At 38.9% G+C, this 11768-nt stretch carries 7 protein-coding genes and 8 pseudogenes; 4 read left to right on the top strand and 11 right to left on the bottom strand.

From position 1 onward, the window contains the following. The first annotated feature begins 181 nt into the window (after positions 1 to 181). The 4 genes and pseudogenes from RWO85_RS08720 to RWO85_RS08735 all read left to right on the top strand — a co-directional run. On the top strand, positions 182 to 1120 hold the full coding sequence (locus RWO85_RS08720; protein ID WP_314415360.1) for an Rpn family recombination-promoting nuclease/putative transposase: 939 nt from the start codon (positions 182 to 184) through the stop codon (positions 1118 to 1120). Further along, positions 1121 to 1546: pseudogene (locus RWO85_RS08725) on the top strand (hypothetical protein); the annotation flags it as partial. Positions 1547 to 1912: 366 nt separating this feature from the next. Beyond that, positions 1913 to 2731 (top strand): hypothetical protein, encoded by an 819-nt coding sequence (locus RWO85_RS08730; RefSeq protein WP_314415362.1) that lies wholly within the window; start codon positions 1913 to 1915, stop codon positions 2729 to 2731. 134 nt (positions 2732 to 2865) lie between these two features. Continuing rightward, a pseudogene (locus RWO85_RS08735) lies at positions 2866 to 3423 on the top strand (transposase); the annotation flags it as partial. 55 nt (positions 3424 to 3478) lie between these two features. On the opposite strand, the gene RWO85_RS08740 reads toward RWO85_RS08735, so the two are convergent. The 11 genes and pseudogenes from RWO85_RS08740 to RWO85_RS08790 all read right to left on the bottom strand — a co-directional run. Continuing rightward, the gene (locus tag RWO85_RS08740; RefSeq protein ID WP_313969817.1) at positions 3479 to 4834 is read right to left on the bottom strand and encodes a hypothetical protein; all 1356 of its coding nucleotides are present in this window, start codon (positions 4832 to 4834) and stop codon (positions 3479 to 3481) included. A gap of 364 nt (positions 4835 to 5198) precedes the next feature. Continuing rightward, positions 5199 to 5591, bottom strand: a pseudogene (locus RWO85_RS08745) (hypothetical protein); the annotation flags it as partial. A 7-nt stretch (positions 5592 to 5598) separates the two neighbouring features. After that, a pseudogene (locus RWO85_RS08750) lies at positions 5599 to 6487 on the bottom strand (Rpn family recombination-promoting nuclease/putative transposase). Between the two features lie 119 nt (positions 6488 to 6606). After that, positions 6607 to 7575 (bottom strand): ribose-phosphate diphosphokinase, encoded by a 969-nt coding sequence (locus tag RWO85_RS08755; RefSeq protein WP_033682853.1) that lies wholly within the window; start codon positions 7573 to 7575, stop codon positions 6607 to 6609. Positions 7576 to 7719: 144 nt separating this feature from the next. Then, a complete protein-coding gene (locus RWO85_RS08760; RefSeq protein WP_314415366.1) occupies positions 7720 to 8535 on the bottom strand; it encodes a PrsW family glutamic-type intramembrane protease in 816 nt (271 codons plus the stop codon). 24 nt (positions 8536 to 8559) lie between these two features. After that, complete coding sequence (locus RWO85_RS08765; protein WP_314415367.1) at positions 8560 to 9057, bottom strand: carbonic anhydrase; 498 nt, start codon at positions 9055 to 9057, stop codon at positions 8560 to 8562. A 72-nt stretch (positions 9058 to 9129) separates the two neighbouring features. Then, a pseudogene (gene radA, locus RWO85_RS08770) lies at positions 9130 to 10485 on the bottom strand (DNA repair protein RadA); the annotation flags it as partial. 18 nt (positions 10486 to 10503) lie between these two features. After that, positions 10504 to 11019, bottom strand: a complete 516-nt coding sequence (locus RWO85_RS08775) for a histidine phosphatase family protein (RefSeq protein ID WP_314415369.1) — start codon at positions 11017 to 11019, stop codon at positions 10504 to 10506. Between the two features lie 18 nt (positions 11020 to 11037). Then, positions 11038 to 11340 (bottom strand): annotated as a pseudogene (locus RWO85_RS08780) (isochorismatase family protein); the annotation flags it as partial. After that, positions 11336 to 11434: pseudogene (locus RWO85_RS10395) on the bottom strand (hypothetical protein); the annotation flags it as partial. The pseudogenes RWO85_RS10395 and RWO85_RS08780, both read right to left, overlap by 5 nt. A 72-nt stretch (positions 11435 to 11506) precedes the next feature. Further along, positions 11507 to 11768 (bottom strand): annotated as a pseudogene (locus RWO85_RS08790) (histidine phosphatase family protein); the annotation flags it as partial.

Here is an 11768-nt window from a genome sequence, read left to right on the forward strand (position 1 = left end):
ACCCATCAATCAATAATAATTTTTTCTTATCCATACACCCATTATAAAGGAAAGCCCAAAAAAATACCATTGAGAAGAGCCAGACCAAGCATTTTTCATACTTTTTCCGAATAAATAGATAGAGCCAGAGAATCTAGTAAACCTAGATTTAAAAATGTGCTATAATGAAAGGAGAAGAAATATGACTGTACGTCATCCGGGAATCAGCCCAACCAATGACTTGGTTGCTAAGAAAATCTTTAGTAATCCAGAAATCACTTGCCAATTTATCCGCGATATGCTGGACTTGCCAGCTAAAAATGTGACTATTTTGGAGGGAAGCAACATTCACGTCTTGCCTTCCATGCCGTACTCGGCGCAGGATTTCTATACCAGTATAGATGTTTTAGCGGAGTTAGATAATGGAACGCAAGTTATCATTGAGATTCAGGTGCATCATCAGAATTTTTTCATCAATCGTCTGTGGGCTTATCTATGTAGTCAGGTCAATCAAAACCTAGAAAAAATTTGCCAACGAGAAGGTGATACACACCAGAGTTATAAACATATTGCACCAGTTTATGCTATTGCTATCGTGGATAGTAATTATTTTCAAGATGATTTGGCTTTTCACAGCTTTAGTATGCGCGAAGACACGACAAGTGAGGTTTTAACTATCACAAACAATGGACAAGAAAACCATCTAGTCAAGATGGCATTCTTGGAATTAAAAAAATACAGAGAAACCAGCAAAGACGAGGTTCGTAAACCGTGGTTGGAGTTTTTTGGGAACAAGCCCTTTACTCAACACCCCGAGCGGGCCATCAGCCAAGCAGATCAACTGCTGGACTATAAGAGCTGGTCCGAGGAGGACAGGAAAATGTTTAGTCAACTACGTATGCGTGAAGAACAAGCATTATTGGCTCATGACTATGCCTTAGAACAAGCTGAGGAAAAAGGCTTAGAACGTGGGCGAGCAGAAGGTATTGAACAGGGACTAGAGCGAGGGAAAATTGAAGGACAAATTTTTACCTTTCTTGATTTAGTTCACCAACATGTTTTAAGCTCTGAATTTGCCAGCCATCGGCTGGGTATGACTGTCTCTGAGTTTGAAGAATTATTGAAAGACCATCATAAATAAGAATTAAAAAAATACAGAGAAACCAGCAAAGATGAGGTTCGCAAGCCGTGGTTGGAGTTTTTCGGGAATAAACCCTTTACCCAAGAACCCGAGCGAGTCATCAGTCAGGCAGACCAACTGCTAGACTACAAAAGCTGGTCCGAGGAGGACAGGAAAATGTTTAGTCAACTACGTATGCGCGAAGAACAATCCTTGTTAGCACAGGACTATGCTTTGGAACAAGCGGAGGAAAAGGGCTTAGAACGTGATCTTGAACGTGGTCGCGCAGAGGGCATTGAACAGGGACTGAAACATGGAAAAGTTGAAGGACAAATCTTTACCTTTCTAGATTTAGTACGCCAACATGTTTTAACCTCTGAATTTGCGAGTGAGCAATTAGGCATGACTGTCGCTGAATTTGAGGCGTTGTTGCAAGACAAGTACTAACGGTCAAGAAAACCATCTGGTCAAGATGGCGTTCTTGGAACTAAAAATATGGTCCATACACTAATAATATAAAAGACCTATCAGTTATTGTTGGTAAAAATGGTTCCGGAAAACTACGGACATTAATAAAATACTGAGAGAAGATAATAGACTTATTCGGGAACAATAAAGTGCTACATTATATATACTATAATTATGATTATATACTAAAAAGCAATACTCTTTTTAGTAGTAAATTAAATATAATAGGTAATGGATTAAAGTAGAAGTGTCTTAATTTGAAATGCAGTTTAAATCGTATATGGACATTTAATTAATTTCTATATACGATTCAAATTAAACATTCATTAATGAAAGGTTTATGTTATGAAAAATAAAAAATATAAAAGAATTTTTTCATATGAAAAAATTTTTTTAGTTGCAACTTTGATTTTCTTCATTCTTCTTATTCTTACAATATATAATTCAGAAAAATTTTGCTTTACTTTATTTTATAGTTTATATTTTTTGGTGTACTTTATAATTTGTACGATTATAGGAATAAAAACTTTAAGAAATGCTTATAAAAATGAACCATTTGGATTATTTATTTATTTTTTGGCTATATTTTTTATTGTTTTTCCTACACTGCTTATTAGTACGGGAAGTGTTACAAATTTATCAGACTCAATTAAAACATTTTATACAATTGGGGTAGGGGTTGGTATAAACTATGTAATTGATAATATTTTTAAATTTGTAGAGGCTGAAACTGAAAATGAGAAAAAGAAGGAACTAACTAAAATAGGAGCGGTTACAAAATTACTATTTAATATCATATATATTTCTGAGTATACTGCTGTAATTATACTAGAACAAAGTAATTTAAATTTTTTTACTCCACTTAGTGATTATGTTTGGATTAAGAATTTGCCTTTTTGGATAAAGCTTATCATATTAACATTGATTTGTTTAATTATTCTTTCAGTATTTATGAGTATTTCAATTTCTCTAATAAAAAAAGAATTAGATATGAAAACGAAAAATCAAACTAAAATCCTTAAAGGAAAAATAGAGGATGAACTGTATCTTGTTTCAAAACTTGCAAGTACGATTAAAGAAAATAATAGTGATATTTTGAAAAATTTAGAGAATATTGAATCAAAATTACGTATAGAATTAGACAACTTTAATAATTTAGATTAAAAAATAATTGGTAAAAAGTTGTATAAAAGAGGCCAGACAAAAACTAGCTTCTAAATCACAACCAGCCGTCTAACGGATGGTTTGTACTAGTGCTATAAGCCAAAATTACCAGCCAGCTCCCAAAGACGCTGGCTTTTCACATAGTCCAACACTTGAGCCGTGCTATGAGTCGTATCCGTGTCCAAATTATGAATCAGTTTGAGCGAAAATCCCATGAATACAAGGCTATCAAGCGTTACTGGAAACTTATCCAACAAGATAGTCGGAAACTCAGTGATAAGCGATTTTATCGCCCTACTTTTCGCATGCACTTGACAAATAAAGAGATTTTAGACAAGCTTTTGAGCTATTCAGAGGACTTGAAACACCACTACCATCTCTATCAACTCTTGCTTTTTCACTTTCAGAACAAGGAGGCAGACAAATTTTTCGGACTCATTAAGGACAATCTAAAGCAGGTTCATCCTCTTTTTCAGACTGTCTTTAAAACCTTCCTGAAGGATAAAGAAAAGATTGTCAACGCCCTTCAACTACACTATTCTAACGCCAAATTAGAAGCAACCAATAATCTCATCAAACTTATCAAGCGCAATGCCTTTGGATTTCGGAACTTTGAAAACTTCAAAAAACGGATTTTCATCGCTCTAAATATCAAAAAAGAAAGGACGAAATGTGTCCTTTCTCGATCTTAGCTTTTCATCAACCCACTACAGTTGACAAAGAGCCGTCTTTGTTTATTGATTGGTATTATACCCATTCACCATTTTCGTTTACTGTGTAACCATCTGGTGTAGTAGTGCTAACTGCAAGAGCTCCTGATGCGTATGAGTAGTACCAGTTACCACCAACTTGATACCAACCAGTTGCCATTGCACCTGATGATTTCAAGTAGTACCAAGTACCGTTATCTTTAACCCAACCAGTTGCCATTGCACCTGATGATTTCAAGTAGTACCAAGTACCGTTATCTTTAACCCAACCAGTTTGCATAATACCTTCAGCATTTAGGTAGTACCAAGTTCCTTGATCATTAACCCAACCTGTTGCTTTTGTACCTTTTGAGTCTACTACATAAGTCCAGTTACCTTTAGTATCTTTATTCCAACCGAATTTAACTACAGCTGCTGGAGTTGGTGTGTCTGCTTTAATAACATCTTCCAATACGAATGCTACATTTTGTTTTTTATATTCAGCTTTAGCTTTTTCTTCTGCTTCTTTATAATTAGCTTTCGCAGTTCTTAGCGCAGTATCTGCATCGAACAACTTAGTAGTAGCTTCTCCAACTGCTGTGTATTTAGCACTCTTAACTTCTACTAGCTTAGCAAAAGTTTGACCTTCTTCCAATAGACCTGTACCGTCAGTAATTGCTTTAGTCAAAGCCTCAATAGCTTTTGTAAGTTTTTCAGAGTCTTGTTTTTCTGCTTTTACAGTGGCTTCTAGCTCTTTAACTTCTTTTTCCAAAGTAGAAACTTTTTCATTAGCATCAGAATAAGCTTGTTGAGCTTTTGCCAATGCTGACTCAACTTTTAATTTGTCAGCTTCGTATTTCTCTGTAGCTTCTACATCACCACCAAGTGGTTTTTTATCATATTGAGCATTAACTGCGTTCTGAGCTTTTTCCAAGGCTACCTTAGCATTATCTAATACTAAATATGCTCCTGAACGTTTACCTTCTTCTTTTTCACCTAATTCAGCTTTTTTAGTTGCCAATTCTGCTGAATCTTTAGCTGTCTTAGCATCTACTTTTGCTTGTAATTCTGTAAAAATTGCTTTTTGTCCTTCTGCATCACCTCTTTTTAGTTCAGCATCACGAAGAGCTTTAACGGCATCAGAATAAGCTTGTTGAGCTTCTGTAAGTTTTTCCTCTGCTGCCTTTTGAGCTTTTGTTGAAGCTTGTAGAGCTGAATTAGCTGCACGCAATGCATTTACAACAGGTTGAAGAGCTTTAACCTTAGCTACTGCATCATCAACTTTAACTTCATCACTGACCTTAACTCCAAGAGCATCCTTAATTAAGCTTGCATATGAATCATCAGCTGAAACAGCTTGTACAGCACCAAATGCTGCGAGTGCGACTGCGCTTGTCAATAAAACTTTTTTCATCGTTTTATCTCCTTTGTTTTTCTTTAAAATATTTTTTCGTAAGACTATCTTACTACCATACAGTATATAAATATTTGCAGGATTTGTCAAGGGTTTTCTTCAATTTTTTAAACTTTCTACCTATTTTTTCAAAAAAGGTAAAAAAACGCCTTTGTGAGATGAAATACCCGTCAAATACCGTATCTCACAAGTTTCTTAAACCCTGAGTCAAATCTCTCATATCTAATCCACATAGATAGTTAGATAGAACCCACTTCTATGGTATTATCCTACAACCTCTATCAAATGTCAAGCAAAAATGGCAAGTATTTTGAAAATAACTCGCCATTTCATTAACTTTCTACTATATTATTAAAGTGTGACCTCATAGCAAGGACTCGAACTCAGCTACTGACATGCCCAATTGCTGGCTGGCAACCTCAGCGGTTAAAAGATGTTGGCGAACGAGATTTAGTAGCATAGACAGACTTCCTTCAACTTTTCCTCGTTCAAGACCCTCTGCACGACCACGTTCAAGACCACGTTCCAAGCCTTTTTCTTCAGCTTGTTCTAAGGCATAGTCCTGTACTAACAAGGCTTGTTCTTCGCGCATACGTAGTTGACTAAATATTTTCCTGTCCTCCTCGAGACAGCTCCTGTAGTCCAGCAGTTGGTCTGCCTGACTGATAGCTCGCTCGGGTTCTTGGGTAAAGGGTTTATTCCCAAAAAACTCCAACCACGGTTTGCGAACCTTGTCCTTGCTGGTTTCTCTGTATTTTTAGGTCTTATTTATGATGATCTTTCAATAGTGACTCAAATTCAGCGACGGTCATACCTAATTGCTGACTTGCAACCTCAGGTGTTAGAAGACCTTGACGTACTAGATTTACTAAACCTACTTTTAATCCCTCTTCAATACCCTCAGCCCTAGCTGTTTCCAAGGCATAGTCCTGTGCTAACAAGGCTTGTTCTTCACGCATACGTAGTTGACTAAACATTTTCCTGTCCTCCTCGGACCAGCTCTTATAGTCCAGCAGTTGATCTGCTTGGCTGATGGCCCGCTCGGGGTGTTGAGTAAAGGGCTTGTTCCCAAAAAACTCCAACCACGGTTTACGAACCTCGTCTTTGCTGGTTTCTCTGTATTTTTTTAATTCCAAGAACGCCATCTTAACTAGATGGTTTTCTTGACCATTATTTGTGATAGTTAAAACCTCACCTGTCGTACCTCTCGCATACTAAAACTGTGAAAGGCTAAGTCATCTTGAAAATAATTACTGTCTACGATAGCGATAGCATATACTGGTGCAATATGTTTATAACTCTGGTGAGTATTACTCTCTTGCTGACGTATTTTTTCTAGGTTTTGATTGACCTGACTGCACAAATAAGCCCACAAGCGATTGATGAAAAAATTCTGATGATGCACCTGAATCTCAATGATAACTTGCGTTCCATTATCTAACTCCGCTAAAACATCTATACTGGTATAGAAATCCTGCGCTGAATAAGGTAGGGAAGGCAAGACGTGAATATTGCTTCCCTCCAAAATAGTTACATTTTTGGCTGGTAAGTCCAGCATATCGCGGATAAATTGACAAGTGATTTCTGGATTGCTAAAGATTTTTTAGCTATCAAATCATTGGTTGGGCTGATGCCTGGATGACGTAATGTCATACTTTCTCTCCTTTCATTATAGCACATTTTTAAATCTAGATTTACTAGATTTGATGCTTCTATCTATATTATTCGGAAAAGAGATGAAAAAAACCTGAGAATCATCTCAGGCTTGGTCATTAAATCTTTTTCTCAATACTGAAAAGTGGAGAAAGTGGGCGTTTTTCATGGATACGTACGATAGCATCCCCTAGGAGATGAGCGATTGAAATCTGCTCAATCTTATCAATCAAACGCTCTTCTGGCAGATAGATGGTATCTAAAACAACCAATTTCTTAATAGCTGATTTTTGGATATTGTCCATAGCAGGACCAGAAAGAACTGGGTGCGTACAGCTCGCATAGACTTCAACAGCACCAGCTTCTGCAAGGGCATCTGCCGCATGACAAATCGTTCCAGCAGTATCAATCATATCATCAATCAAGATACAAGTCTTGCCTTCGACCTTACCGATGATGTTCATAACTTCACTAGTATTCATCTTATCAACGCTACGACGTTTGTCAATGATAGCAATAGATGTTTTCAAAAATTCTGCCAACTTACGAGCACGAGTCACACCTCCATGGTCTGGGCTGACAACCACATAGTCAGAACCAACCATACCACGACGCTCAAAATAATCCGCAATCAGAGGAGCACCCATCAAGTGATCCACAGGAATATCAAAGAATCCTTGAATCTGCGCAGCATGCAAGTCGATTGTCAATAAACGATCCACTCCAGCTACTTCAAGCATATTTGCGACAAGTTTTGAAGTGATTGGCTCACGCGCTCTCGCCTTTCTATCCTGACGTGCATACCCATAGTAAGGCATGACAACATTGACAGATTCTGCACTCGCACGCTTCAAAGCATCTACCATAATCAAAATTTCAAGCAGATTGTCATTTACAGGCGAACTAGTTGATTGTAGGATAAAGACGTGTTTCCCACGGATTGATTCTTCGATGTTGACCTGAATCTCTCCATCTGAAAATTGGCGGACACTTGATTTCCCCAACTCTATCCCAATCTCCTGCGCCACACGTTTTGCCAATTCTTGATTAGAAGAAAGGGCAAACAGCTTTAAATCAGAAAAAGACATGATTTCCTCCGGTATATATGTATCGCTTGTGCTTTTCACAAGATTTTCCATCTACCATTGTAGCGCTTTTTGCACTATTTTTCAATCAAAAATAAAAGAAGGGCACCATATTTGTACCCCTGCATCATTCTTTTGAAAAATATTCTAGTTCATTATCTCATCGTGCTTCTCAACAAAGCGATAAGCCTGATAAAAACCATAGAGAGTAATAGCCGTAACCACTGGAATCGCTAAAGGCAACTCTGTCTCTAATTCTACAAAAGGAGAATTAAACAGGAAGTGAGTTCCCAAGGCTAAACCTAGGAAAATAACCCCCTGTTTCTTGCCAACCTTTTGTCCTTTATAGGCTCTGTAAAGCAAGTAAACACCTACTACAGCCAAACCTGAAAAAGTCCAGTGAGAGGCAAGTCCTGAGATGATACGCTCCAAAATCCTTGAAATGGTAAAATCAAAGCCCTCTGGTAAATCTGTACGAATATAGCCAATATCCTCAATCATTTGGAATCCCAAACCAGAAGCAATGCCTAGTAAAAACAAAGATTTTAATTTTCGTATAGGAATCAAAGCTAAAACAAAGACAAGTGGCAACAATTTCAAGGGTTCTTCTACCAAAGGAGCCACAATAGCACTTTCAAAGGCATTTAAAAATGCACTATCTGGGAAAAGCACACCCAGTAAATCATGGATATAGGTATTAGCAAAGCTAGATAACCAGCCTGAAAGGAACATCCCACCCAATAAAGATAAGATCAAGGCGTTCTTTGGCAATTCCCATTTTTTCCCAATACGGAAAAGGAAATAAAGAGCTGGAATCATGTAAAAGAGAGCTAGAAAGATAGAAACTCCCATTAGGCCATATTCCGCACCTGATATCGAACCATCCGTATAATAGATGGTTTCATACTGTAAACCAATACATAGCAATAAGATAAAAATAAATAAAATACTGTTTTTCTTCATACACTTTCTTTCTAAATGAAGTATTTATAATTCTACGACTGTCATCCTTCCTGTATCCACATCGTAAATAGCACCAGAGATAATGACATCGTCTGGTATTAGGGGAGACTCGATAAGAAGTTGCATGTCCTCGCGTACACTCTCCTCTATATCTTGGAAGGGCAAGAAGTCCTGGTCTGACACATCGACACCTAGTTCCTCTTTTAAATACTCCTGAAAAGGTCCATTTTCAAAAGTCTGAGCACCACAGTCTGTATGGTGCAATACCACAATCTCTCTTGTCCCCATTTGTTGCTGGGAAATCACCAGCGAACGAATCATGTCCTCAGTCACTCGACCACCTGCATTCCGCAAGATATGAGCATCACCAAGTGCCAAGCCCAGAGCTTGCGCAACGTGCAAACGTGAATCCATACAGGTCACAATGGCTACTCTGGTTTTAGGTTTAAGTGGCAGATTTAACTGCCCATGTAGGGCAACATAAGCCTGATTGGCTTGCATAAACTGTTCAAAATACGACACGATTCCCTCCTTGAAAATTTGATAGTCAAATATTTCTCCTATCTTATCATTTTTAAGAGGATTTGTCACAGATTAAGCAAAAACCTTTTTCAAAACCTCCTGAATCGTTGTCACCCCAATGACCTGAATTTCCTTGGGTGGAGTGATTCCTGTCAAGGAATTCTTAGGTACATAAATCTTAGTAAAACCCAGTTTAGCAGCTTCATTGATGCGTTGCTCGATTCGATTCACGCGCCGAATTTCTCCCGTCAAGCCCAGTTCTCCTACAAAACATTCCTGAGGATTGGTTGGCTTGTCCTTGTAACTCGAAGCAATGGCAACTGCAACTGCCAAGTCAATCGCAGGTTCATCCAATTTAACACCGCCAGCAGATTTGAGGTAAGCATCCTGATTTTGGAGAAGCAATCCTGCCCGTTTCTCCAAAACAGCCATAATCAAGCTAGCACGATTGAAGTCAAGTCCTGTCGTAGTACGCTTGGCATTTCCAAACATGGTCGGCGTTACCAAAGCCTGAACCTCCGCCAAAATCGGACGCGTCCCTTCCATGGTCACAACAATTGACGAACCAGTCGCTCCATCCAAACGCTCTTCTAGGAAAACTTGACTCGGATTGAGTACCTCAACCAAGCCGCCCGACTGCATCTCAAAAATCCCAATCTCATTGGTAGAACCAAAACGGTTTTTGACCGCTCTTAAAATACGAAAGGTATGGTGGCGCTCCCCTTCAAAGTAAAGCACCGTATCCACCATATGCTCTAGCATACGAGGACCAGCCAAGGTTCCTTCCTTGGTCACATGACCTACGATAAAGATGGCGATGTTATTGGTCTTGGCCAGTTGCATAAGCTCAGCCGTCACCTCACGCACTTGAGAAACAGATCCCTGCACCCCTGAAATCTCAGGAGACATAATGGTTTGAATTGAGTCAATAATGAGGAAGTCTGGTTGGATGCGCTCCACCTCAGCTCGAACGCTCTGCATATTGGTTTCTGCATAGAGGTAAAACTCACTATCAATATCACCCAAGCGCTCTGCTCGTAGCTTGATTTGCTGGGCAGACTCCTCCCCACTGACATAGAGAACAGTCCCCACTTGGGACAACTGGGTTGAGACTTGTAGGAGAAGGGTTGATTTCCCGATTCCAGGATCCCCACCGATGAGGACGAGACTTCCTGGTACCACTCCGCCTCCAAGTACACGGTTGAATTCCTCCATCTCCGTCTTGGTTCGATTAACATTGATAGAAGTCACCTCAGCCAGTTTCATGGGCTTGGTTTTCTCACCTGTCAAGGACACACGCGCATTCTTGACCTCGGCAACCTCAACCTCTTCTACAAAAGAAGACCAAGATCCACAGTTGGAGCAACGCCCCAGATATTTAGGGGAATTATACCCACAATTTTGACATACAAATGTCGCTTTTTTTTTGCGATGATAAACCTCTTTCTATATCTCTAACTCACACTCAATCACTTGGCAAAAATCAATCTTCTCATTTGGTACAAACTGGCGCATGAGCATTCGATGAGCAACAACTACCACAGTCTGGTGTTCTCGATACTTAGACATACATTCTAGAAAACGAGACTTCATTTCCGTAGCTGTCTCATATTGAATAGGACTATTAGGAAGTAATTCCCCCTTATTTTCTAGAAACATAGTACGAGCTTTTTCAAAATTATCTGTGCCACTTTCATAAACCTGCCATTCATGTAATAAAGGCTCCACTCTTAAAGGAAGTCCCGTAGCACAAACCACATAAGAAGCCGTTTCTAAAGCTCTTGTGACTGCAGAAGATATGATTATTTCAGCTGAAGGGAGTAAAGGATTGGTGCTCAGTTCCTGAGCTTGCTGCCGTCCCTTCTCAGACAAGGGTGCCAAATCTATCCCGAATCCAGTATAGGAACGCTCCTCTAACTCACGGTAATTTGGCTCTCCGTGACGGATAAAAATAATTTTCATATTAAGACCCCCATAAAACTATCCAATCTTGATTCCGCAATCTTGCCACTGCTTCAGTGTTTTAGAGAATTTCTTCTGGTTGCCAACTCCGACAGCAGACAAATCGACAGAAACCTGATAATTCTCCTTGGTAACTGCCAAAACGGAAGCCTTAACACAGCCATTGCCATCTACCCCTATAAACTCTATGCTTTTAGCACCGTTTTCCTCTAAAAAATCTTTTAAATCTGGATTAGTAAAGCAAGAAGCCCGACGCTTCTCAAAGATACGAGAAGATACAAGCAGCAAGTCGGTCACAAATTTCTTCTTTCTGTCTTTTCTCACCTGTCAAGGACACACGCGCATTCTTGACCTCGGCAACCTCAACCTCTTCTACAAAAGAAGACCAAGATCCACAGTTGGAGCAACGCCCCAGATATTTAGGGGAATTATACCCACAATTTTGACATACAAATGTCGCTTTTTTTTTGCGATGATAAACCTCTTTCTATATCTCTAACTCACACTCAATCACTTGGCAAAAATCAATCTTCTCATTTGGCACAAACTGACGCATGAGTATTCCGTGAGTTACAATGATAATAGTTTTATAATTTTTATATTTTTCCAAAGTTCTTAAAAAACGATGACGCATCTCCAGAGCTGTTTCATAGCGATAAGGAGAATCTTCAGGTAAACCTCCTTGATGTTTTAAATAATATTCATGAGCTACCAATACACTAGTTAAATCAGAGTTAGTGCCATCTAAG

The organism is uncultured Streptococcus sp., assembly GCF_963521865.1.
Classification (GTDB): domain Bacteria; phylum Bacillota; class Bacilli; order Lactobacillales; family Streptococcaceae; genus Streptococcus.